Here is a 25,105-nt window from a genome sequence, read left to right as displayed (position 1 = left end):
CGAATGGCTAAGTGGTGATTGACAGTTGTTACTAGGCTGCGTGGTCTCGCCGATTTTTTCTGCAGTGAAAATCAACCACATTGTTGACGAGCCTGTCGCAGGGTGCGCAGGTATTGATAACCAAGGACGTCAAACAATGAGTCTTATCCATCAATCTGTATCACGAGTCATTAAACGGAGCGTGCTGGTCATTGCAGCAGGTGTTTCGCTGCTGGCGACTTCCGCGTTTGCTGAAGAAAAAGTTTATCGCTTAACGCTGGCTGAAACTTGGGGGCCGAACTTCCCGATTTTTGGTGACACCACAAAGAACATGGCGGCAATGGCAGAGAAAATGTCCAATGGCCGTTTGCAGATCCGTATCGATTCTGCCAACAAGCATAAAGCGCCGCTGGGTGTGTTTGATATGGTGAAATCAGGCCAATACGATATGGGACATTCAGCTTCCTATTATTGGAAAGGCAAAGTGCCGAACACGCTGTACTTTACTTCTATGCCCTTCGGTATGACTACAGCGGAGCAATACGCGTGGTTTTATCACGGTGGTGGTATGGAGTTGATGGATAAAGTTTACTCGCCACACAACATGCTTTCTTTCCCAGGTGGTAATACCGATGTGCAGATGGGTGGCTGGTTTCAAAAAGAGATCAACACTGTTGAAGATCTTCAAGGTCTGAAAATGCGTATTCCTGGTTTTGCGGGAGAAGTGCTAGCCGAGCTTGGTGCTAAGCCAACCAATATTGCTCCGGGAGAGCTGTATACCTCATTAGAGCGCCGCACGATTGATGCGTTGGAGTGGGTAGGCCCATCGCTCGATTTACGTATGGGTTTCCACAAAATTGCCCCTTATTACTACACAGGTTGGCATGAGCCAGCAACGGAGCTGCAATTCTTAGTCAACAAGCGTACATGGGAGAAATTGCCAGAAGATCTGCGTGAAATCTTGCGTGTCGCAATGCGCACCGCGGCTTATGACATGTATGTACAGTCTGTGCATGAAAGTGGCAAAAACTGGGCTTCTATCACTCAAGAGTATCCAGATGTCAAAGTCAAAACTTTCCCAGCACCTGTTATCAAAGCATTACGTGAAGCGAATGACCGTCTGTTAGCAAAACATGCTGCGGAAGATCCTCTTGCTAAAGAAATCCAAGAATCACAAGCCAACTATCTAAATCAAACACGCAGTTGGACAGACATCTCATTACGCGCTTATCTCAACAGTGAATCGCAATGATATGTTGAACTACGTCTAGGAAGTCCAAGAAAAGTACATAACAATAAAGCTCCGTGCACATTAGTGATACGGAGCAATTTGATTCGACAGGGAGTTGAGAATGAGAAGTCTGATTTATGTTGAGCGGATATTTAACCGCCTCAGTGATCTGCTGGGGTGGATCTCCAGCGTTTTGTTTATCTTGTTGGTGGCGAACGTGGTGTATGACGTTGTGATGCGCTACGCCTTCAATGATGTTTCTATCGCATTTCAAGAATTAGAGTGGCATCTGTTTGCCACCGTTTTTTTGCTCGGTATTCCATATGCGATTAAAGCGGGCGGCCATGTACGAGTCGACTTGTTCTATGAACGTTTATCCATGAAAGCGCAAGCCGTCATTGATGTGCTTGGCACGCTGTTTTTCCTCCTGCCATTTTGTCTGTTGGTGGTCTATTACGGGATCGATTTTGCCAAGGAAAGCTATGAGCTTGGCGAAACCTCCGGTGATCCGGGTGGCCTACCTTACCGCTGGATTATCAAAGCCATGATTCCCGTCGCCTTTACGTTTATGGCTGTAAGTGGTGTCGGTCTGGTAATTCATTCGCTCAATAAAGTGTTTAACCCCCGTCTGATCCATGCAGACCTCAACCAAACGAAGTAAGGGAAACGTATGATTGGTATTGTGATGTTTTTCGTTGCCCTGTTTGCGCTTTTAATCGGTTTTCCAGTGGCGTTTACCTTTGGCGGTATTGCACTGATTTTTGGTGTTTGGGCTGAAGGCATAGAGATGTTTGCGTTTATGCCTTACCGCATTCAATCGATTATGGAAAACACGGTATTGATGGCAGTGCCGCTGTTCGTGTTTATGGGGCTAGTGCTGCAAAAAACCAAACTGGCGGAACAGTTACTCGAATCTATGGGGCGTCTGTTTGGTGGCATTCATGGCGGTGTTGCGATTTCCACCGTGCTAGTCGGTACCTTATTGGCGGCTTCTACGGGCGTGGTGGGCGCTTCTGTGGTGGCGATGGGGCTTATCTCTTTGCCTGTTATGCTCAAGTATAATTACGACAAAGGGTTAGCGTGCGGCACAATTTGTGCGTCAGGGACGTTAGGGCAAATCATTCCTCCTTCAATCGTATTGATTCTATTGGGTGACGTACTTGGTGTGCCGGTTGGCGATCTGTTCCAAGCAGCTCTTTGGCCGGGTTTGATGCTGGTCGCAGCTTATATCATCTACATCCTGATTTACGCCAAGCTTCATCCGAAAGCAGCGATGCCGATTGAGCCGGATGCAGAGTTATCTCGTCGCCAAGAAGTGATTAAAGCGCTGAAAGCGGTTATTCCACCTTTGACACTGATTATCGTGGTATTGGGTTCTATTTTCGCAGGTGTGGCAACACCAACTGAATCTGCCGCTTTAGGTGGTGCTGGTGCTATTTTACTGGCGCTGGCTTATGGTCAATTCAGCTGGAAAATGGTGTATGACGCGTCAAAAGAGACAGTCAAAGTTACGGCCATGGTGTTTGCGATTTTACTGGGGGCAACGGCTTTCTCTATGGCGTTTACCTACACGGGTGGCGATGAACTGGTCGAAGAGTGGATGATGAACCTACCGGGTGATAAATGGGGCTTCCTGATTGTCACTATGCTGGTGATTTTGGTTCTTGGTTTCTTCATCGATTTCGTGGAAATCTGTTTCATCATAGTTCCGATTCTGGCTCCAGTAGCTGTGTTGCTCGATGTGGATATGACGTGGTTTGCGATCTTGATTGCGATGAACCTGCAAACATCGTTTTTAACACCACCGTTTGGGTTTAGCTTGTTCTATCTCAAAGGCGTTGCGCCTAAATCGGTCACGACGATGGATATTTATCGCGGTGTCGTGCCTTTTATCCTCATTCAAATCTTGGTGTTGGTTTCGATTATGGTGTTCCCAGGCTTCTATGGAATGTGATCCGACTCAAGACTGAGCGTGTCAAAATTCAATCGCTCAGCACAAATTGTTAAAGTGAAACTGCTTTTCGAAGGGTCGAAAAGCAGTTTTTGTATGAGGAAAAGGAATGCCTCTCAAAGCCAAATTGATTTTACTGGCTTTACTGCCTTTATTGCTTGCGACAGCAAGTATCAGTTGGATCTCGATTCATCAAGCCAAAACCTTAGGTCAGCGTGAAGTTGAGATTTTCCGCGCTAAGTTAATTGAAGAGCGCGAAACCTCATTAAAAGACAGTGTTGATGTGGCGTTCGATGCGGTGAAATTAATTGCCAACAATCCAAATCTAACGGAAGCGGAAGCCAAAAAGCAGGTTAAAGCGGTTTTAACCAATATCCGTTATGGTTCTGATGGTTATTTTTTTGCTTACGATGCGCAAGGAACCAATTTAGTCCATCCCACTCAGCCAGAACTCGTGGGGCAAAACTTGTGGGAGCTGCAAGATGAGCGTGGCGATTATCTAATTCAAGCTTTGCTGTTTCAAGCCCAATCCGGCGGTGGTTATCACCAGTATTTATGGCGCAAACCTTCCACGGGAGAAACCGTCCCTAAACTCAGTTACTCCGCTTGGCTTGGTAATTGGCAATGGATGATTGGTACTGGTTTATACATTGAAGATGTCAGCCATGAAGTGGAAAAGATGCAAGCGGCGATCAATACCAACATCGATACCACCTTCTTCTCTGTGGTGGTGATTGTGATCATCACAGTGGCCGTGATCATTGTCCTCACCTTAGCGATTAACCTGCATGAGCACCGCTTAGCAGACAAAAACTTGAAAGATTTGGTGCATAAAACGGTGCTTTTTCAAGAGGATGAGAAGAAACATCTCGCGCGTGAATTGCATGATGGGATTAATCAACTTCTCGTTTCCAGCAAATGCCATCTTGAGTTGCTGGGAGGTCAATTGCAGGACCCAAAACAATTGATACATGTAGAAAAATCCCAACTCTCCCTAATGACGGCAATTAACGAAGTTCGGCGAATTTCGCACCATTTACGCCCCAGTGCGTTGGATGATTTGGGCTTGCAAGCCGCGTTAACCACCTTACTGGAAGATTTTAAGCTGCACTCGCAAATGGAAATTGAGATGTTGTTTGACACCCAGCCAGGTAAGCTAAAATCGGAAGTGGCAACGACCTTGTATCGTGTTGTGCAAGAATCGCTCAACAACATCGAAAAGCATGCCAAAGCACGGAAAGTCACTGTGTTATTGCAGCAAATGGGCCAGATGTTGCAACTCATGGTGCGTGATGATGGTGTAGGTTTTACCAGTAAAGAAGCACTACAAAAACGCGGGATTGGTCTACGGAATATGCGCGAACGTGTGGAGTTTATTGGTGGTGAATTTGAATTAAGTAGTGAGCCACAGTTGGGCACTGAAATTACTGTTTTATTGAAGTTGGATGGAAGCGTTTATGGATAAACCAATCAGAGTCGTGATGGTCGATGACCATCAAGTAGTATTGGATGGTTTTATTGCGCGCTTAGAGCAAGAGCCTGAGATTGAAGTGGTTGCGACCGCGAGCAATGGCTTGGAAGCGCTAGAGTTAGTTAAACTGCATCAGCCCGATGTGGTGCTGATGGATGTCAGCATGCCGATCATGAACGGTATTGAAGCAACACGCTTAATTAAAGAAGAAGTTCCTAACACCAAAGTGTTGATGCTAACCATGCATGATAACCGCGAATACATCATGCAAGTGATGCAGGCGGGTGCGATGGGTTACATGCTCAAAGAGATCTCAGCGCTAAAAATGGTGCAGGCGATCAAAACGGTTAATCAAGGTGCGACTTACTTTTGTGAATCGACCACCACCACACTGTTCAGCCAAGAGATTATACCTTCCGCGAATAAACCCAATCCACTTAGCCGTCGTGAAGAAGCGATTTTGCGTATGGTTGCACAAGGGTGTAGTAGTAAAAAAATCGCTTCTTTACTTAATATCAGCTACCGCACGGTTGAAACTCACAGGCAAAACATCAAGCATAAACTCGACATTCACTCCACAGCAGAGCTGGCTCAATACGCGCTACAACACGGCTTGCTTGAGTGAGCCTATTCAGGTTGGGTGATACTGCCAATAGTGAGCACGGGTGCGGCATCCATATCCTGCGCATTCATCATGGCCGAAATACGTTGCACTGAAGAGAGCAGCAAGCTTTGTTCCCAATCTTGTAATTGATGAAACTGTTCCACAAAACTTTCTTGCAACGGCAGTGGTGCTTGAGCCAGTAGCTTACGCCCGCCATCGGTTAAATGAGCATGCACTTTGCGTTTATCGCTGTTACTACGCACACGCTGCACATACCCATTACGTTCCAATCTGTCCAGAATAGTGGTTGCTGTGCCTTGGCTCATATTGGTGTGCACGGCCAGCTCTCGAATTGTGGCTTCTTCACCTAAGTCGTGGATGGAACGCATCAGGATTAATTGTGGTCCGGTGAGTCCGGCATCTTTATTAAGTTTTTTTGAGTGCAGATCAATAGCGCGGATGATCTGACGGAGTGCGACTAATACTTCTTCGTGCTTTTCCACAGTGGCCCACCAAATTTGTGCTGAATCTGCCGCGAACCATACCTTACTTCCCTTGGTTTTTAAAGCGTTGAGCTAAGAGCAACTTTCACTCTTATTGTGTTTCATTTGATGTTTTTAATTGATCTAAAATGTTTTGAGTGCAAATTAATTTGTTTTTGTTTGAATTATTACAGTCTTGGGTTTTGCGTGGTTTTTAGCCAGAAATGTAGTGGATTAGAGTGGTAAACTGGATTTTTTCTGTGATCTGTGTAAGATGATCGTGCTTTTTATAAATGGAATTAACAGTGAGTACAAAGCAATTTGTGATTATTAATTTGAAAATGCTTTGTTGTCATTGTTATTGAGCTCGGTTTAAATGACTCAGAGAGGATACTTGATGAAAGAAATTGATAAGTACAGTATCGATAATACGGATTACACCGTTGGGCAAGATAATGTACAGAAATGGGGTTTTGATGTGCATAATCCTGTCTTTGGAATCAGTGCAGGTTTTATTGGCGTATTTTTATTACTCACCGTTTTGGTGGATGCCCATGAAGCCAAAGTTGGGCTAGATTCATTCAAACAGAGCATCATCGCGAGCTTTGACTGGTTATTTATCTGGTCAGGCAATTTGTTTCTACTTTTTTGCATTGGGTTGGTGATTTCACCTTTTGGCCGAATCCGTTTAGGAGGGCAGTCAGCGAAAGCCGATCACTCCTTTTTATCTTGGCTCGCCATGCTATTTGCTGCCGGAATGGGAATTGGATTGATGTTCTGGAGTGTTTCAGAGCCTATTGCTTACTACACCGGCTGGTATGAAACACCACTAGGTGTTGAAGCTAATACACCGCAAGCAGCACAACTTGCGATGGGGGCAACTATGTTCCACTGGGGGCTTCACCCGTGGGCGATTTATGGTGTCGTTGCGCTTTCCCTGGCTTTTTTCTGCTACAACAAAGGGTTGCCACTTTCAATGCGCTCAGTCTTTTATCCGTTATTGGGTGATCGTGCTTGGGGCTGGGCTGGGCATATCGTGGATATTCTCGCGGTATTGGCCACTCTGTTTGGTTTGGCAACGTCACTGGGGCTTGGTGCGCAGCAAGCGGCTTCAGGGATCCACCATGTATTTGGCGTTGAGTCAGGTATTGGCCTACAAATTGCGGTCATCTGTGTCGTTACCGGTTTAGCCACATTGTCTGTTGCTCGTGGAATTGATGGTGGTGTGAAAGTGATCTCTAACATCAATATGGTCGTGGCATTTTTACTGCTGTTCTTGGTTGCAGTGATTGGTTATAGCGTAACTTTTACCTCAATCCCAGCCACGTTATTGGCTTATCTGCAAAATCTCATCCCACTGAGTAATCCTCATGGTCGTGAAGATGAAGTCTGGTTTCAAGGTTGGACAGTCTTTTATTGGGCGTGGTGGATCTCATGGTCACCTTTTGTTGGTATGTTCATCGCTCGTGTTTCTAAAGGACGCACAATCCGTGAATTTATTGTGGCGGTATTATTGATCCCAACCTTAGTGACCTTGGTATGGATGTCGGTATTTGGTGGCCTCGCTGTTGATGAAGTAATGAATAAGGTTGGTGCACTTGGCCAAAATGGATTAACCGATGTTTCGCTCGCGATGTTCCAACTGTTTGATTCACTGGTTTACGGCAAAGTACTTTCGGTGATTGCGGTTGTGCTGGTATTAGTGTTTTTCATCACCTCATCGGATTCCGGTTCACTGGTGATCGACAGTATTACGTCAGGTGGTAAATTAGATTCTCCTGTATTGCAGCGCGTATTTTGGGCTGTGTTGGAAGGGGCAGTGGCAATTGCCTTGTTATGGATTGGTGGTACAGAAGCCGTGCAAGCATTACAAGCGGGGGTAATTTCAACGGCGCTGCCATTTACCGTCATTTTGCTGCTTATGTGTGTCAGTTTGTGGAAAGGGCTAAAGACAGAGCCTGAGTTTTCTTCCCAAACTAAAAGCCTTAACCAGCATTGATATGAGAGGTGCTTGGCAAAAATGGTAAGGGATATGAGTTTCCTATCTCTTCGAGAATGCATAAAAAAGCGCGGAGAGTTCCCCGCGCAAACTATCTGACGATAGATAGGAGCAGCTTTTTACAAAGCTGTGAACAAGGTGTTCTGAGTGTTAGGTGTCCAGTCTTGCTGAGAAACATGAGGGACATTAACCAAATAGCGTTTGCCTTTATAATTTACTACATCACCTTGGTCATAGGCGACATTGAGCGTCCAATTTGTCGCAGGGTCAGCATTTGTCCATAAACTAGACGTTGATGATGGTGCCCAATCCTCTTGCGCCGTGTGCGCTGTTACTGCTTTGTATACAGCCCCCTGATGCAGCACATACTCTCCAGATTGATAACTCTTACCAACTGTCCAACGTGGAGTGTAATTATCCATTGTATCAAATACATAACCTGCTTCTTTCGCAAGACGGATAAATTCAGCCAGTTTTGGTAAGTTCTGAGTTGCCCCCATACCACGTTTACCGTCTTCAAATAAAAATTCGTGTGTTAGAACAATGACTTTATCTGCATGCAGTGGTGTACCACAGGGGAATTTTTGTGTTTTCGAGTTAATCGGTTCAATCGTTGTCGGTGAACAGCTGTTTAATGCTTTATCCACATAACTCAAAAAGGGTACAGCTTCGGTTAAGCTATTGGCAGGCATAGGAATACCCCAGTTTTCTGGCGCCCAATCTACATCCCAACCATGAGTTTGATAACCTTGGTTCGCAAGAATGTTTTGTACTTGGATGGATGCTTTAACACTGTTTGAAGGATTTGCTGGATCACAGACATAACCAGGTTCCCAAGGTTTCAGGTTGTCTGAAGTCGCACATAAGCCATCCGCTTGAAAGTGTTTTGTCACTCGCCAGCCATTGGTATATGGCAGACGAGCAAGTTCATTCCCCTTATAGTTAGGGTAACTACGAATGGTGGGCAGGTACTTTTCAAGAGTGATCAGGTTTTGTTCAAATGTGGCTGCATCATGAACGGGATCTTGATAAGAGTTGATTTGGTGGTTGCCTGTTGCATTACAGTCAGCTCCACTTGTTGGGCCAAACTCTTCAACACAGTTGTGGATCATATGGTCGTAGCTGTGGTTGCCCACAATATGACCAGAATCTAGTGCTAGTTTTAAAGCCTCCAAAGAGCGATCTTCATTTTCATCACCAATGCCATCCAAGTGCCAAGCGTTAAAATAAAATGTAGCTTTTACACCTCCTTGATTTAAAACCTTAATCACTTCGATAGACGCGTTGATCGGCCCGTCATCAAATGTCAAATAAATCGTGCCCTTAGGAGTGCTGTTTGCAAGTGAAGGGCCAGAAATTGCCAGAGTTATTGCGGTTAATAGAGCCAAGTTTTTTAATTTCATTTTAAAATCCATTATTTAAATAAAATATTTTGGAGTGACGTTGCGAGTGTCTTTATTGATATAAATGACAAATTAGCCCATGGTGCTTATTTGACTTCTCTAATTATCCTATCCAGAAAGTTATCCCTAGAAATAGTGCCAACTATCTAAAATGGGATTTTGTTCACGAATAACGCAACCGGTTGCGCTTTTTTATGTTGTTTTAATTTGCTACAGTTTTTAGGTCGATATTTAAACAAGGGAAGTTTGGGTCATGAAAAAAATCCTACTCTGCTGTAGTGCTGGGATGTCTACCAGTATGTTAGTTAAGAAAATGCAGCAAGCTGCTGAAATAAAAGGGATTGAGTGTAAGATTGATGCGTTGTCGGTCAATGCGTTTGAAGATGTAATCCAAGAGTACGATGTCTGCTTATTGGGTCCTCAAGTGCGCTTTCAGTTGGAAGAACTGCGTAAAACAGCCAATGAATACGGAAAAAATATTGCTGCGATCTCTCCACAAGCTTACGGCATGATGAAAGGGGACGAAGTTCTTCAACAAGCATTAGATTTAATTAATTAAATCTAATTTTTTACAGAGTATATTTTAATTCCATCCTCATTAATTAAATGATGGTCTGTATAGTCTTTATCTAAAATATAAGGTGAATCCTATGAAGCTTTATGATGCGATAATTGGAATCGTAGAAAAACATATAGCACCCATAGCTGCTAAAGTGGGTAACCAGCCCCATGTGAGAGCGATGCGTGATGGTTTTATTGTCGCGATGCCATTTATCATTGTGGGTAGTTTTATTTTAATTTTTGCATTTCCTCCTTTTTCCGAAAATACCACCAATGCTTTTGGTCGAGTATGGCTAGACTTTGCGACTACTCATTTCGATACCATCATGATGCCCTTTAACATGTCGATGGGGATCATGACCATATTCGTTTCTCTGGGTGTCGCGTACAGCTTAGCGAAAGCTTACAAAATGGACGGTATCACGAGTGCGGTACTTTCATTGATGAGCTTTTTATTGGTTGCAGCGCCAGCGAAAGAAGATAGCTTATCTATGGCGCACATGGGGGGCACAGGGATCTTTACCGCGGTTATGTGTGCTTTCTTTGCTGTAGAGCTGTACCGCTTTATGAAAAAGTACAACATCACTATCCGTATGCCAGAGCAAGTGCCTCCTGCCATCGCTCGTTCATTTGAAGTGCTGTTACCAGTATTAGCGATTTTCCTGACACTTTATCCATTGAGCCTCTTTGTTCAAGTGGAGTATGGCATGCTGATTCCTGATGCAGTTATGGCAATGTTCAAACCATTAATCAGCGCATCTAACACATTACCAGCGATTATCGGTGCGTTGTTAGTGTGTCAACTACTCTGGTTTGCGGGGATTCATGGAGCCGCGATTGTGGTGGGCTTATTGTCGCCTATCTTCTTGACTAATATTGATGCGAATATTGATGCGTTTGTTTCAGGTCAACCAGTACCAAATATCTTCACTCAACCATTCTGGGATTTTTACATATTTATTGGCGGTTCGGGTGCCACTCTAGCGTTAGTGATCCTAATGTCATTCAGTCGTTCAGCACACCTAAAAAGCATCGGTCGTATGAGCGCAGTTCCTGGATTCTTCCAAATTAACGAACCCGTGATCTTTGGTAGTCCAGTAGTGATGAACCCGATTCTGTTTCTCCCCTTTGTTTTCGCACCAGTCATCAATGCTACGATTGCCTATTTTGCTATTCAGTTAGGTTTTGTAGGGATGGGAGTGGCAACAACGCCTTGGACAACTCCTGCGATTATCGGTGCTTCATGGGGCAGTGGCTGGTCATTTACTCCAGTGTTGCTCGTTGTAGGCCTGCTGATCCTTGATCTGTTCATTTACTTACCCTTCTTCAAAATGTTTGAGAAACAAGTGCTTGAGCAAGAACAACCAACAGAAAGTAAAGTGAAAACGGCTGAGCCCAAGGGCCAAGGCGTAACAGCATAGTACGGCATAAGGCTGTCCGTTTGGGTAGCCTTGGCTTAGGAGATAATAATGGAACAAGAACTCGTCGTGATGGAAATCATTTGTAATGCCGGTGAGGCGAGAAGCCTGTGCTATGAGGCATTGCGTTTGTCGCGAACCAAATCATTCGAGCAGGCGGAAGAAAAACTCCGTCAAGCGAAAGAGTGTCTAAACAGAGCCCATCTCATTCAAACGCAATTGATTGAGGAAGACCAAGGTGAAGGAAAAGTGCCGATGACTTTGGTCATGGTACATGCCCAAGATCATTTAATGACCACGATACTCGCACAAGAGATGGCAACTGAAATGGTGGCATTACATAAACAGTTAGCAGGGTGAGGGAATAGCATGTCTCGAAATGCATTAAAGCTGGCGATCATCGGTGGTGGCAGTAGTTATACACCCGAATTAGTGGAAGGAGTTCTAAAAAGATTAGATTTTCTTCCCGTAAAACAACTGCACTTTGTCGATATTGAAGTGGGTACTGAAAAATTACATATCATTCGAGACCTTGCTCAACGAATGGTTGACAAGGTTGGCGCGGACATTGAAATCAAAGCGGGATTCGATCGGAGAGAAGCGATTGCTGGTGCGGATTTTGTGATGACTCAATTTCGTGTTGGAGGACTTACAGCAAGAGCAAATGATGAGCGAATTCCACTGAAATATGACGTAATTGGGCAAGAAACTACAGGGCCTGGTGGTTTTGCCAAAGCACTCAGAACAATTCCAGTGATATTAGACATTTGTCGGGATATAGAAGAGTTAGCCCCCAATGCATGGATGCTGAATTTTACCAACCCTGCTGGTTTAGTTTCTGAAGCCGTCAGTAAATACTCGAAAGTCAAAAGCATAGGTTTGTGTAATGTTCCCGTTTCTATGCAGATGATGATTGCTGAGATAATGGAGTGTGAACCCAAGGCACTGCAGCTTGAGTTTGCTGGACTAAACCATTTAGTTTGGGTGCATCAGGCTTGGCTAGATGGTAAAAATATTACCCAAACCGTCTTGGAAAAAGTGGGTGATGGTGCCAATTTCAGTATGAAAAATATCTGGGAGGAACCTTGGGATCCTGAGTTTTTAAAGGCCTTAGGGGCAATTCCTTGCCCATATCATCGCTATTTTTATCAAACAGATGCGATGTTGGCAGAAGAAAAACTGAGTGCTAAAGAAAAAGGAACGAGAGCTGAGCAAGTCATGGCCACTGAAAAGGCCTTGTTTGAGCTCTATCAAGACCCAAATCTTGATCATAAACCCAAAGAATTAGAAGCTCGTGGAGGGGCTTATTATTCAGATGCGTCACTAAATTTGGTCGATGCCATTTACAATAACCGCAATGGTATACACGTGGTTAATGTGCCGAATAATGGTGCGATCAGCTCATTGCCAAATGATGCTGTGATTGAGTGTAGTGCGGTGGTGGGAAGCTGGGGGGCAAAACCTATTGCAGTGGGTGATCTTTCTCCAAAGGTCAGTGGGCTATTACATCAAGTGAAAGCGTATGAGCAACTGGCGATTGAAGCAGCTGTACATGGCGATTATAACCTTGCTTTAATGGCTTTAACCAATAACCCACTGGTTCCGGATATTGGCCGAGCAAAAGCAATTTTGAATGATATTCTGCGTGAAAATGCCGCTTATCTGCCCCAATTTAAACTGACTACATGGTAACTCTAATAAGGTGAATCTCTAGATGAAGGTGATTTTTAACGCGGATGACTTTGGTTTAACCCCTGGAGTCAACGAAGGCATCGTAAAAGCGCATCTTGGTGGGGTAGTTAAATCAACTACTTTGATGGTGGGCATGCCGGCAGAGCAACATGCTGTTAAGTTGGCGAAGCAACTGTCGCAGCTAAAAATTGGCCTTCATCTGAGATTTACGGCAGGACGTCCTTTAACGGGTGAAAGAAATTTAACCGATGAAAATGGTGTCTTTACCACTTACCGAAACTTCTGGAAGCGCAGAGATTACCAACCGCATGCGATCTACCATGAGGCGATTGCCCAAGTTGAGCACTTTCTCAAATTGGGACTCACTCTCAGTCATATGGATAGCCATCATCACGCCCATACGCATCCACAATTTACCCCTATCATTTATGAGGTTTCTAAGAAGTATCACGTGCCGCTCCGATCAATCGGAATGGCAGGGGAGGAAGAGTTTGGATGCCGCTACCACTTTACTGATTTTTTTTATGATCAACGTTTGGGCATAGAACCCTTGATAGCACATTTGCTTGAGCTAAAAGAAAGCTTTGATCTAGTTGAAGTTATGTGTCACCCAGCTATGGTTGATTCATTATTGGAAAAGTGTAGTGGCTATGCCAAACAAAGAGAAGAAGAGCTGCGTATTCTAACCAGCTCACAATTAATACAATTGTTGGTAGAGCATGATATCGAAGTCACGGATTACTCGGCATTGAATTTTGCTCCTATCCACACCTGTGTATGATGGGGATGTCTCGCCGAGTTGAACCTTGTGTAATTAATTTTGGTGAAAGCGGGCAGTTCCTTGTTTCTCTGAAGTTTTTGACTTCCTATAGGCTCCAAATATGGCAAGAATTAAAGATGTTGCTGAATTAGCAGGTGTAAACCGCTCCACCGTATCTAGAATCATCAATGGCGAAGGGAAATTTAAAGAAGAGACTCGACGTAAAGTTGAGCAAGCCATGTCTCAACTTAATTATCGACCGAGTGCGATAGCGCGATCCTTAGCCACTTCTTCATCCAACATGATGGGCCTTCTGGTTACTTATTATACTGGGGGTTTTTTTGGTGAAATGATGGAGCAAGTGCAGACCGAATTGGATCAGCACCATAAATTTTTGATCACCGCACAAGGACATCACTCTGCACAAGGAGAGAGAGACGCGATACAGCGTTTCCACGATTTGCGCTGTGATGGTTACGTTTTACATAGCCGATATTTATCGGATGATGATTTGCGCGCTTTAGCGCAGCAAGATACCCCCTTTGTTTTGCTAGATCGCCATGTTGAAGGCTTGGAAGAACGCTGTATCACTTTTGATCATCGTGGAGCAAGCGAGCTGGTAGTAAATCATCTTGTGCAACAAGGGCATAGAAAGATCGCTTGTATTACGGGACCACTACACAGACACAATAGTTGTTTACGTAAGCAAGGTTACTTGGATGCATTAGCTCATGTTGGCATTATTCCGTGTGAGTCGCTGTGTGAAGAAGGAAACTATGGTCGCAAGAGTGGCTATTTGGCGATGCAGCAACTTTTGGCTCGTCATCCAGAGATCACCGCTGTTTTTTCTTGTAGTGAAGAGATGACGACTGGGGCATTACAATACTTGCACGAGCAAAGAATCAATGTACCAGAGCAGATCTCTTTAGTCAGTTTTGATAGTGTCGATTTGTGCGAGAGTCTTTACCCAACAGTGACAGCTGTACATTTCCCGATTAGTGAAATGGCGCGAGTGGCAGTTCAGTCATTGATCGAAATGCTAAAGCAGCAACCTACCACAGGGGCGCAGAGTTTTAGCCCGATTTTGAAAAAGCGTAAAGCCGATCAACTCATGCTCTCGGCATTGGAAAGTGAAAAATAGCAGAGATAAAGTGGCCTATCGCAAAAAAGAGGATAGGCCACAGACTTTAGCCGTTATGACACAGTGTTGGCGGAAGTTTCGCGACTTGTTGTATCAGAAGTGGATTACCTAAAACATAGCTTAGCTCCACTTTGGTTAAGAGGGCGAGTAGACTTTCTTGGCTTTCTGCTTCTTGCACTTTAATTCGAGCAACCGCGTCTAAAGGTTCAATCGCAGAGCCTGGTTGACGTGAGGGGAGTTTATCCATCATGGCAATATGCAGAGCAATCAAGTTGTTGTCGGCAAGAACCATGCGTGCGCTCCACACCTCTTGAAGATCAGTAACATACTCTTCACGACGAGCTTGTGCCGCAAGCACAATTGCCGGAGTTTCAATTTCTTCAGGTGTGGCAAGAATACGCTTTTTCTTAAACCAAGCACCGATTGAGTGTGAAGCCGTCATCCCAGAAAGTGGGACAGAAAGCCATAATCCAATTAGAGCTGGTGACATCCACGCGAGTAGCGTCCATGAGTCAAGCATGGCTGCATAACCTAGTAACACACCGGCTGCCATATGCCAGCGGTGTCGATACAGTAAATCGATGACAGGCAAGCTGCCATCATCACGGCGTTGTGGAGCCCAGCCACTGTCTCGACCAAACAGAATAGAAACAACAGCCCCACAATGGATTAGCATCATGATAGGTGCAACTAACGCAGAGAGTAAGATCTCAGTAATCGCACTGAGCATGACCCTAAAGCGTCCACCTAAGGTTCGGCACATTGCGCTATCAAACATCAGAAGCAGTAATCCGAAAATTTTCGGGCTGAATAGAATACCCATAGTGATGTAAAACAGTTGTAACGCCCGAGCAGAGTCCATCACCGGCCATGTTGGGAAGAGCGAAAACTGCTCAGTAAAATATTCAGGGCGAATATAGTGCGCTTGTAGAGCCAGTAATAAACCGGACAGGATCAGCAATAACCAAAATGGTGATGATAGGTAAGACATGATGCCCGTGGTCAAGTGTAGACGACTGATCCAGTGCAGACCTTTTGTACCTATGATCCGACTGTGTTGCAGGTTACCTTGACACCAACGGCGATCGCGTACGGCTAGGTCAATGATTGAGGGGGGACACTCTTCAAATGAACCACTCAAATCTGCTGCGATAGTCACGCTCCAACCCGCACGGCGGATTAAAGCCGCCTCCACGAAATCGTGGCTCAGAATATGCCCCCCAAACGGAGGACGGCCAGACAAATGGGGTAGTCCAGCAGCACTCATAAAGGCTTCGGTACGAATAATCGCATTATGCCCCCAGAAGTTACCTTCTTTTTGAACCCACCACGCAAGGCCTGTTCCTACGATTGGTCCATAGATGCGTGCGGCAAATTGCTGCACACGAGCCATGAGCGTCGTGCCATTGATCAGAGCAGGAATTGTTTGAATTAAGCCTGCGTCAGGGTCACTTTGCATGCGCTGAGCAAGTGAAATCATCGTACTAGGTTGCATTACACTGTCTGCATCGAGTACCAGTAAGTGTTCATAGGCTGAACCCCAACGGCGGCAGAAATCGGCAATGTTACCTGCTTTACGTGCAATGTTTTTACGGCGGCGACGGTAGTAAACGTTGGCTTGACCTGTTGTTTGTTGACGCAGTAACCAGAAAGCTTGCTCTTCAGCCAAAGCGACTTCAGGGTCGGTGGTATCACTGAGAATGAACCAGTCGAAAGCATGCCCATGTTCACTCTGGGCAAGCGCTAAGGCCATGGTTTCAACGGCGGCAAAAACGCGATCGGGTGCCTCATTGTAAGTTGGCATGAGGATTGCCGTACGGGTTGTGAGTGGTTGTTCTATCACCACTGTTTTCTTTCGGCTAGTTAAGACCCAAAAGCCCGCAATAGAGCCAGAGAAAGCTAAAGCGATCCAACAGAAGTTGATTGCAAACAGCATTAATACGGCGTATTCAACGGGAGTTAATCCACCGACTAAAAAGACACCGCGCATTTCATTAATCGCGAAAGCAGAGAGGAGTAGAGCAAAGCCAACAACAAACACACGGCGCAGAGGGTTAGACTTCACTCCCCCCGATTGAATTGCTGTGCGAGGAAAACCTTCACTGAGCTGTTTCAGGTTTTGCTCAGGCATATCGCCGTGTTGTTCTGGTGGCATGGCAGTGCCCCCCATTAACTGGGAGGCACCTTGTTCAACCATAGGGTTTGTCATAAAAAATCCGAGTATTAGCTACAGGGTCCAACGATACAACCAAGTTTCTACTGGACGCGCTTCTTGCAGTGTCAGCTCTGCACGTAGTTCGGCCAGCGTAACTTCGCCTGGATCAAACTCAAATGATAGGCGATAGCCATTATTGGCAGGGTTATCACGTAGTACAACGTTACTGATTATCCCTGCATTGCTGCGTACTTTAGGTTCCGGCATTTGTGCAGGTTTGGCACCTTGTACTTGGTAATCAACGACAAACAAGCGTTTTGGCGTTGGCTTGGCAATATCAGCACGTCCACTTGCAGTTCGACTAACAATGATCGCTTGTGGATTCTCTTCTGGTTGTGCGCCCCAATTGAGGTGATAAGAGAAGCGATATTCACTGCCCGCAGCAAGAGGTTGTGCCGGTTTCCAGAAAGCGACAATGTTGTCGTGAATTTCTGACTGGGTCGGGATCTCTGTTAATACCACTGCGCCAGCCCCCCAATTTCCTACAGGTTCAACCCATAGGCTTGGACGTTTTTCGTAATGAGCTTCCAAGTCTTGGTAATTGGCGTAATCACGTTCACGCTGCATCAAACCAAAACCTTGTGGTGAGTTGTCCATAAAGGCGCTGACTTGCAGAGTGCTAGGGTTGGCCAATGGGCGCCACAAACGCTCTCCGCGACCATTGATCATCAACAAACCATCCGAGTCATGTACAGATGGACGGAAATCATCGGTCTTCTCACGGCCATTAGGCGAATGCATGAACATACTAGTCGCAGGGGCTAAACCGACTTTGCTTAACTCTACGCGTGGGAAAAGTACTGCTTCGACGTCCATACGAGTGTTTTCTCCCGGACGGATTGAGAAACGATAAGCTCCCGATACACTTGGGCTATCTAGCAAAGCATGAACCACGATCAAGTTAGTATCGTAGTTCGGTTTTTCAACCCAGAATGCACGGAAGATAGGGAACTCTTCACCAGCTAGATCAGCCGTTTTGATTGCCAAGCCACGAGCTGAAAGACCATAAGCATTACCTTTACCAAGTGCACGGAAATAACTTGCCCCTTGGAAAACGAATAGCTCATCGAAGTAAGAAGCATTGTTTAGTGGGTAGTGCACGCGTAAACCGCTGTAACCGATATCTTCGGTCGGCAGTTTTTGTTGAAGAACTTCACCCGCACTGAACATACTTGGGTCATAGCTCAAGTGGGTAGATTTGTTGCCTTCAACAAGGGCAATCTCAATTAAGTCTTGGAAGAAGAAACCACGATGGAATAATTGCATCTGGTAAGGTAAACCATCCGCTTTCCACACTGCGCTATCGGGTTTAAAACGAATATCGCGGTACTCATCATAATTGATATTTGCCAAACTCTCCGGTAGGGGATCTTTTAAGGCAACATAAGGCTTTTTCGCTAATTGGCGAGCGAGACGAACCACGGTGTCATTATCGAAAGCACCGGTTTTGGCAAAACGAACCACATTTTTAGCCTCCCCATTTTTGGTTGGCTTAGTGGGTTCGGGATTCACTGGTGCAGAAGGTTCAGCGTTTTTGATATCTGTAGCAAAGCCTTCATCAGACATCAGTAGTGCAGCTCCAAACAACAGGGAGATAAGTAAAACCATTTTTTGCGCGTGACGTTGCACGGCATTAGACACACGAATCATATGAAATGAACCGATAAAAAGTGAAATACGACGAAAGCTTAAGAGTTGGCTGTAATCTTGCTTACCGGACGGTATCGCAGGGAAACACAGGTCTCATTCAGCGCGAAAGATATCAGAATTGGGAAAAAATGCACAACATATGTTGTTGATAACTGTCTTTATCAGATATTTTCTATTCATATGCTTATATCCTTTTGTTATATGTGAACTTGGAATGCAAATCACGCTTAAGTCATACTTCCTGTCGCGTTGATTTTTTGTCAGCGGTCAAAACTTCGTTAACAGAAAACCTTATATCACATCTGGTTAATCCTGGTCTGTGACAGGTTGTGAGAAAAAATGACAAAACGAGTGCGTAGTATGCAAATAGTGTTTACTATCGCCATCCCTTTGTTCCAACCTCTTGTTTGAAAAATGAAATTAACACTAAAACACAAACTGATTGGCGCAAGTTTATCGGCAGTGGTGGTGATGGCAACGGCATTGACTTGGCTTTCCGCCAGTCAATTGCAACAGCAAACCAGCAATGCTGTTTATACTCGTGCTGACGCGATCTCTTCGACGGCTGCTCAAGGTATTTCTGACTGGATTTCAATTCGTAAATCCATTAGCTCTGCATTCAACGACTATGTCACCGCACAAGATGTAGTCCCTTATTTACAGCAGGCACGAAATGCGGGTGGCTTCGATGATATCTTCTATGGTACGACAGAAGGGGCGATGTATCGTTCGCACCCTGAACGCAATCGTGCTGACTATGACCCTCGTACACGCCCTTGGTATAAAGATGCAGCAAGTGCGGGTAAGCAAATCATTACCACCGCTTATAGTGACGCGATTACAGGGGCACTTTTGGTCACTATCGCGGAGCCTATCCGCATACAAGGGAGCATGAGTGGTGTTGTTGGTGCAGATGTATTGATTGACCAGTTGATTGCTGATGTGATCAGTATGGATGTAGGTAAAAACGCCCATGCTATGTTGATTGATGGCCAAGATGGCGCTTTCCTTGCACATCCCGATAAGTCTCTATTACTCAAATCTGTCACTACACTTTCCTCTGAGCTGGATATTCGTACGATTGAAAAAGCTGCAAATCAAGGTGAACTGATTGGGCTAGAATTGAAGGGGATAAAAAAATACTTCTTCTTTGCTGCGGTTCCAGATACTCCTTGGTACTTTGCAGTTCAAATGGACAGTAATACTGAGTATGCCGCTCATTCTGAACTGCTTACTGATTTGATGATTACCGCTCTGTTAATCACTTTAGTTGTTGTGGGGATTGTTTCTTGGTTGGTCAGTTTCTTATTCCGTGATTTAAGTCGAGTGTCTAAAGCGTTGGAAGAAATTGCCTCAGGCGATGCTGATCTTACCCAACGCCTTGAGCCACGGAGCGATGATGAAGTCGGACAGTTAGCGAGCAACTTCAATACTTTTGTTAGCAACATGCATAACATGGTGTTGAAACTAAGTCATGTTTCAAAGGCACTATCACAGCAGGCGAACGTAACTGCGGCACAAGCGGAAGAACGTAGTAACCGAATTCGTTTGCAACAAGATGAAATTAATATGGTGGCTACTGCGATTAATGAGATGGCGGCAGCAACTCAGGAGATTGCTGGTAACGCCGATCATACTGCTCAAAATTCCGGAGAAGCAGTAACGGCTTGTGTTCACGGTAGCACCCAAGTTACTCAGACTCAGCGTTCGATCCAGTCTCTGGCGGAAGAAGTGCAAGTGGCCACAGAGGTTATTCAGGAGCTAGAAGCTCACGGGCACCAGATCAGTACCATTCTTTCGACCATTCAAAATATTGCTGAACAGACCAATTTGTTAGCACTTAACGCGGCGATTGAAGCTGCGCGCGCCGGCGAGCAAGGCCGTGGTTTTGCGGTTGTTGCGGATGAGGTGCGCGTACTTAGCCAGCGTACTCATGCTTCGACCAAAGAAATCCAGCAAATGATTGAGACATTGCAAGCCACTACGGGTAAAGCGGTTGGCATTATGGATGACAGCCGTCGTTTGGCGGATACCAGCGTTGATGATGCGAATGCGGCTTCGGTGAGCTTAGAGCAGATTCATAAAACGGTTGAGCGCATCAGTGACATGGCAACTCAAATTGCCTCGGCGGCAGAAGAGCAAGCTTCGGTCACATCAGAGATTACGCGCAATACCGTAGGTATCCGTGATGTTTCAAATGATTTAGCGCATGAAGCGCATTCAGCGGCAGAACAGGCGGCGGAACTTTCTGAGCTTTCTCATGAGTTGGAGCAAGAAATCCGACGTTTCAAACTCTAAGTCGGGTCTTTAACCGAAAATGGAGCGCATTGCGCTCCATTTTGTTTTGCCATCCTTAAACCACCTTTTTAGAGGTGGTGATTGTTTCACAATAAATTACAACCAAAGAGATTGTATGGGTGTCTCTGGCCGCAAATGGTGTGCATATTGCGCTTGAAAAAGCTCAGCGGTCGCAATCGCATCGGTCAGTGCTTGATGGGGGGAATACGCAGGAAGGCCATAACGTAAGCGTGATTGCCCAAGCCGCACTGAAGGAATTGGGCTACGTAACAGGCGTTGCCAGAGTGAGCGTTGCGTATTTTGTACTGAGAGCTCGATTTCTAATGTATCAATGATAGGAAACTCTACCGCTTCCTCCCAAAGTTTCAGGGTCGTTTGGCGCAAAAATTCACGCTCAATGTGGCGAAAATGTGCAACAACGATTTTTCCACGAAGGGCATCGAATAACTCACTAAACACCACTTCAGGTTCTTGGGCATGTTTCAGTTCAGTGTGTGTGATGCCGTGAATGACAACAGAATCTTCTTCCAAAGGTCGACTGGGTTTCACCAACCAATACCGCGCTTGTTTTAGGGCGATACGCTGGGTATTGAATGGAACTAAGCCAATGCTTAGGATGTCATCTTGCTGCGCATTCAGTCCTGTAGTTTCAAAATCAAGTGCCACGAGAGGACATTCGCAAATTGGGACTGAACCATCCACTACGGGGTGAGCATAATAGTTTTGCAATACGGTTTGTTGGGCTTGCTGGGCCAAATGTGCAAATCGCGAAGGCCAATAAATGGCAGACTGAAACATAAGACTCACTTAAAGTGTTGATTCGCCTGATAGCGGTATTTGAGAAAATTCTGCCCATTGCTGAGAATTTGAAATGCATCCTTTAAGTTGCGTCGTTCAAAGTCAGAGAGATTTTCGGGCTCGATGCTGTTATCTGCCTCTCTCTTTTGTTCCACATCGATGGCTTGATGACGAATACGCACCATGGCAATAAACTCGAGTGCATCACGCAGATCTTTACCTTTCCCTTGCGGAAGTAAGCCAGCTTCAATGACATCATCCAAACGTTCAAACGAGTTTTTTGCTCTAGATCCTGCGGCGAGTGCATGAACGCGAATTAAATCCGCCAACGGTGCTGTACCTCGGCGTTTCAAATTAATCGAATTATTGTGACGTCCATCTTTTTCCATTACGAAGTTTTTGAAAAAACCGAGCGGTGGGGTGCGATTGAGAGCATTACGCGCTAAGCAGGCTAAAAAGCGTTGATTGCGTTTTGCGCGGCGTACGATAAAACTTGAAAGCTGTTCTGCCCACTTGGTTCTCCCGTAAACGCCATCCAGATCGAAAAAGATAGATGCATTGAGTAATGCTTGTGGGTTTGGGTTGTCAATCCAATCAGCAAAACAGTTCTCCCAATCTTTGCGAGTCATACGCCACTTGGGGTTACTAGCCATGATCTCGCCATCACAAAGTGGGTAACCACAGAGGTCTAAGCCATGACAAACCGATTGGGCAAATTGCGTGAAATATGCACCATGTTGTTGTGTGTCATAACGATCATCCAAAATCAGGGCATTATCCTGATCAGTCACAATCAGCTGCTCATCGCGCCCCATGGACCCAAACGCAACAAAACAGTAAGGCACAGGGGCTTCGCCTAATTCTGCTTCTACCAACTCAATAATCCGTTGTGTAAAGGCTCGGCCAATGGTGGACATCGCAGTGCCAATCATGTGTGAGTTGGCATCTTCATTGACGAGCCGTACGAAGCTCGCTTGCACTTCACTCGCGAGTTGCGCTAATTCATCGATGCTGGTCTGTTGATAGATACGGCTCACCAAGAGCAAAGAGTTTTGTGATTCATGGCGCACGATGTCCGTCATATCTATGATGCCAATAGGCTGTTTTTCTCTCAGTACCGGAAGATGGTGGACATTATTGCGTAGCATCACAAGCATGGCTTCATAAACGTAGGCATTGTGATCAAGAGAAATTACCTCATGGGTCATCACTTGGCTCACGGCTTGCTGGGTATCAATACCATGTGCAAGAACTCGGCGGCAGAGATCTCGCTCGGTAATAATGCCGACCACAGGTGTTGAGTCATCTTCTGCATCGTGCAGAATGTAATCATCTAGGATAAGCAGAGCAGAGAGATTCTCGTCCGCCATGCGTAGTGCTGCCTGTTGGATGGTGGCCTGTTTATCAATGGTTGGCGCTGGGCGAGTTAACAACTGCTTCACTTTACTGGTGATCAGGTCATTTTGCTCTTTTTGTTTCTTAACCGTTTGGCGTAAACGTGCCGACTGTTCGACTTCCACGAAATCGGCGAAGCTATCAAATTCTTGATGGAGGCGATGAAAGAGGGCTTCTGGGATGCAGTACAGCAGCGTATCTTCAATCGCGGTGACCGCGAAAGAGACTTGGTTACGCGTCAACAAGCCCATCTGTCCAAAAAGGCTACCTTCGGTGAGTCGGTTATACAATTCACCATGACGGCGATAGACTTCGACGGCTCCACTGCGGATCAGATACAGGTCATTGATGGCTTGTTTGTGGTTAATGATCGGTGTGCCTTTGCGAAAATAGGCAATTTCAATCTCTTGGGTGACTTCGGATAACAGGTCAGATGGTAGGGCATCAAAAGGGGGATGCTGTTGCAGAAATTGCTGAATCTCGATTAACTCGGCGTCCATGAAGGCTCCTCTCGTTACAAACATCTGTTTTGCGATGTTTTTGGCGGTTTGGGGCAATCATACTACATCATATTGCCACGTTAAGCCTAATCTGAGGGGAGGGCATAGAGCTAGGGAAAGTAACGTTAAAATCAATTCTGAAAAAACAAAAAACCGGCTCTTTGAGCCGGTTTTGAGAAAGCATGGTTGCTGCGAACTTACATGACCGCAGCGATGCCTTTGCACAATGGCAGCATGTTAGATTTTGTCATGCCAGCAACACTGATACGACCTGACCCCACAATGTAGATACCCAGTTCCGATTTCAAACGTGCGACTTGTTCTTTATTTAGACCAGAGAAAGAGAACATACCGTTTTGGCGTTCGATAAAGCTAAAGTCAGCGTTTACGCCCACTTCTTTCAATGTGTTGACGAATAGCACGCGCATTTCTTGAATGCGTTCACGCATTTCAGCCACTTCAGCTTCCCACTCCGCACGTAAGGTAGGGTTGTTCAGAATATAAGTCACAACCGCAGCACCGTGAGCCGGTGGGTTTGAGTAAATTGAACGAATGATTGCTTTCACTTGTGAAAATGCAGTTTCAGCCACTGCTGCGGATGGTGCTACGAGAGTGAATGCACCAACGCGCTCGTTGTACAGGCCAAAGTTTTTTGAAAATGAACTTGCGACAAGAATTTCTGAATTGTATTTGGCAAAAGTACGCAGACCTGCTGCATCTTCTTCCACACCAGTCGCAAAACCTTGGTAAGCAAAGTCAAACAAAGGTAGTAGACCTTTATCGGCAACTAACTTTGCCAGTACTTCCCATTCTTGTTCAGTTGGGTCGATGCCAGTTGGGTTGTGACAGCACCCGTGGAGCAGTACCACATCGCCTTTCGCTGCTTGCTCTAAATCAGCCAGCATAGCAGCAAAGCTCTTGTCTTTAGCTTCGGCATCATAATAAGCGTATTGCGTGGTTTCTAAACCCGCTGCATTGAACACACCGTGGTGGTTAGCCCAAGTTGGGTTGCTGATCCACACTTTCACATTACCCAATTGGCGCTTAATAAATTCGCCAGCAACACGCAGAGCACCTGTACCACCTGGGGCTTGTGCGGTTTTTGCCAGTTTTTGGGTCACTATGTTTGAATTTTCGCCGAACAGCAGTTTTTGTACGGCTAAACCGTATTCAGCAGTCCCTTCAATCGTCAGATAAGATTTGGTTTTCTCTGATTCAAGCAGTGCTGCCTCTGCTTTCTTTACGGTAGCGAGAACAGGGGTTTCGCCTGCTTCATTCTTATAAATACCTACACCGAGGTTAATTTTGTCGGTACGAGGATCTTTTTTGAACTCTTCAGTTAAACCAAGAATTGGGTCTGCTGGGGCGGCAACGACTTTTTCGAACATAATGCACATCCATGTCAAGTTAGGGTGGGAAGGGATGATTGAACTCATCAAAATTTACCGTATTTATACCTTCCTCGAATTCTGGTGACAACAGTACCTGAAAGAAAATATCGAAAAATTTTTACTTGGCTGAGAAATTGGGAATAGTAGGTCATTTTGTGATGTAAAA

General features: G+C 45.4%; 20 protein-coding genes. 13 read left to right on the top strand and 7 right to left on the bottom strand.

Translation table 11 applies throughout. From position 1 onward, the window contains the following. The first annotated feature begins 136 nt into the window (after positions 1-136). The 5 genes from VOA_RS12730 to VOA_RS12750 all read left to right on the top strand — a co-directional run bounded on the left by VOA_RS12730 (position 137) and on the right by VOA_RS12750 (position 5,257). On the top strand, positions 137-1,231 hold the full coding sequence (locus VOA_RS12730) for a TRAP transporter substrate-binding protein (protein ID WP_005524588.1): 1,095 nt from the start codon (positions 137-139) through the stop codon (positions 1,229-1,231). Between the two features lie 100 nt (positions 1,232-1,331). After that, positions 1,332-1,871 carry a TRAP transporter small permease subunit gene (locus VOA_RS19755; protein ID WP_001257142.1) on the top strand — a complete coding sequence of 180 codons (540 nt, stop codon included), beginning with the start codon at positions 1,332-1,334 and terminating at the stop codon, positions 1,869-1,871. Between the two features lie 9 nt (positions 1,872-1,880). Next, positions 1,881-3,164, top strand: coding sequence for a TRAP transporter large permease (locus tag VOA_RS12740; protein WP_000579488.1), 1,284 nt, complete (start codon positions 1,881-1,883; stop codon positions 3,162-3,164). 106 nt (positions 3,165-3,270) lie between these two features. Next, positions 3,271-4,626 carry a cache domain-containing protein gene (locus VOA_RS12745; RefSeq protein ID WP_001128524.1) on the top strand — a complete coding sequence of 452 codons (1,356 nt, stop codon included), beginning with the start codon at positions 3,271-3,273 and terminating at the stop codon, positions 4,624-4,626. Further along, the gene (locus tag VOA_RS12750) at positions 4,619-5,257 is read left to right on the top strand and encodes a response regulator transcription factor (RefSeq protein ID WP_000360441.1); all 639 of its coding nucleotides are present in this window, start codon (positions 4,619-4,621) and stop codon (positions 5,255-5,257) included. Before VOA_RS12745 ends, VOA_RS12750 begins: the two co-directional genes overlap by 8 nt. Before the next feature lie 2 nt (positions 5,258-5,259). Here VOA_RS12750 and VOA_RS12755 read toward each other — a convergent pair whose 3' ends face one another. Next, positions 5,260-5,739: a MarR family winged helix-turn-helix transcriptional regulator gene (locus VOA_RS12755; protein ID WP_000410816.1), complete on the bottom strand. Its 480-nt coding sequence runs from the start codon at positions 5,737-5,739 to the stop codon at positions 5,260-5,262. A 373-nt stretch (positions 5,740-6,112) separates the two neighbouring features. On the opposite strand from VOA_RS12755, the gene VOA_RS12760 reads away from it, so the two are divergent. Next, positions 6,113-7,717, top strand: coding sequence for a BCCT family transporter (locus VOA_RS12760; protein ID WP_032468204.1), 1,605 nt, complete (start codon positions 6,113-6,115; stop codon positions 7,715-7,717). A gap of 119 nt (positions 7,718-7,836) precedes the next feature. Here VOA_RS12760 and cod read toward each other — a convergent pair whose 3' ends face one another. Then, positions 7,837-9,132 carry a chitin oligosaccharide deacetylase gene (cod, locus tag VOA_RS12765; protein ID WP_083806395.1) on the bottom strand — a complete coding sequence of 432 codons (1,296 nt, stop codon included), beginning with the start codon at positions 9,130-9,132 and terminating at the stop codon, positions 7,837-7,839. A gap of 241 nt (positions 9,133-9,373) precedes the next feature. On the opposite strand from cod, the gene VOA_RS12770 reads away from it, so the two are divergent. The 6 genes from VOA_RS12770 to VOA_RS12795 all read left to right on the top strand — a co-directional run bounded on the left by VOA_RS12770 (position 9,374) and on the right by VOA_RS12795 (position 14,692). Further along, positions 9,374-9,679 carry a PTS sugar transporter subunit IIB gene (locus VOA_RS12770; protein WP_000722178.1) on the top strand — a complete coding sequence of 102 codons (306 nt, stop codon included), beginning with the start codon at positions 9,374-9,376 and terminating at the stop codon, positions 9,677-9,679. A gap of 91 nt (positions 9,680-9,770) precedes the next feature. After that, entirely contained in the window at positions 9,771-11,102 is a 1,332-nt protein-coding gene (locus tag VOA_RS12775; protein WP_000780655.1) for a PTS sugar transporter subunit IIC, read from the top strand. Positions 11,103-11,150: 48 nt separating this feature from the next. Continuing rightward, positions 11,151-11,459 (top strand): PTS lactose/cellobiose transporter subunit IIA, encoded by a 309-nt coding sequence (locus tag VOA_RS12780; RefSeq protein WP_000434491.1) that lies wholly within the window; start codon positions 11,151-11,153, stop codon positions 11,457-11,459. 9 nt (positions 11,460-11,468) lie between these two features. Beyond that, positions 11,469-12,791: a 6-phospho-beta-glucosidase gene (locus VOA_RS12785; protein WP_000089161.1), complete on the top strand. Its 1,323-nt coding sequence runs from the start codon at positions 11,469-11,471 to the stop codon at positions 12,789-12,791. Between the two features lie 22 nt (positions 12,792-12,813). After that, complete coding sequence (gene chbG / locus VOA_RS12790; RefSeq protein WP_000864252.1) at positions 12,814-13,572, top strand: chitin disaccharide deacetylase; 759 nt, start codon at positions 12,814-12,816, stop codon at positions 13,570-13,572. Between the two features lie 100 nt (positions 13,573-13,672). Then, positions 13,673-14,692: a LacI family DNA-binding transcriptional regulator gene (locus tag VOA_RS12795; RefSeq protein WP_000101071.1), complete on the top strand. Its 1,020-nt coding sequence runs from the start codon at positions 13,673-13,675 to the stop codon at positions 14,690-14,692. Positions 14,693-14,738: 46 nt separating this feature from the next. On the opposite strand, the gene mdoH is transcribed toward VOA_RS12795, so the two are convergent. Both mdoH and VOA_RS12805 read right to left on the bottom strand, forming a co-directional pair. Next, a complete protein-coding gene (gene mdoH / locus VOA_RS12800) occupies positions 14,739-16,901 on the bottom strand; it encodes a glucans biosynthesis glucosyltransferase MdoH (RefSeq protein ID WP_000184206.1) in 2,163 nt (720 codons plus the stop codon). A gap of 18 nt (positions 16,902-16,919) precedes the next feature. Next, on the bottom strand, positions 16,920-18,557 hold the full coding sequence (locus tag VOA_RS12805) for a glucan biosynthesis protein G (RefSeq protein WP_000621894.1): 1,638 nt from the start codon (positions 18,555-18,557) through the stop codon (positions 16,920-16,922). Positions 18,558-18,971: 414 nt separating this feature from the next. On the opposite strand from VOA_RS12805, the gene VOA_RS12810 reads away from it, so the two are divergent. After that, positions 18,972-20,855, top strand: coding sequence for a methyl-accepting chemotaxis protein (locus VOA_RS12810; protein ID WP_000779062.1), 1,884 nt, complete (start codon positions 18,972-18,974; stop codon positions 20,853-20,855). Positions 20,856-20,951: 96 nt separating this feature from the next. On the opposite strand, the gene VOA_RS12815 is transcribed toward VOA_RS12810, so the two are convergent. The 3 genes from VOA_RS12815 to VOA_RS12825 all read right to left on the bottom strand — a co-directional run bounded on the left by VOA_RS12815 (position 20,952) and on the right by VOA_RS12825 (position 24,936). After that, positions 20,952-21,653, bottom strand: a complete 702-nt coding sequence (locus VOA_RS12815; RefSeq protein WP_000487812.1) for a 3'-5' exonuclease — start codon at positions 21,651-21,653, stop codon at positions 20,952-20,954. A 5-nt stretch (positions 21,654-21,658) separates the two neighbouring features. Then, positions 21,659-23,548 (bottom strand): CBS domain-containing protein, encoded by a 1,890-nt coding sequence (locus VOA_RS12820; protein WP_000338515.1) that lies wholly within the window; start codon positions 23,546-23,548, stop codon positions 21,659-21,661. A gap of 197 nt (positions 23,549-23,745) precedes the next feature. Continuing rightward, a complete protein-coding gene (locus tag VOA_RS12825) occupies positions 23,746-24,936 on the bottom strand; it encodes an amino acid aminotransferase (RefSeq protein ID WP_000462154.1) in 1,191 nt (396 codons plus the stop codon). Positions 24,937-25,105 lie beyond the last annotated feature (169 nt).

The organism is Vibrio sp. RC586 (assembly GCF_000176715.1).
Taxonomy (GTDB): Bacteria; Pseudomonadota; Gammaproteobacteria; order Enterobacterales; family Vibrionaceae; genus Vibrio.
Note: the sequence above shows the minus strand (reverse complement) of the source record. Positions and strands in the feature narration are given on the sequence as shown.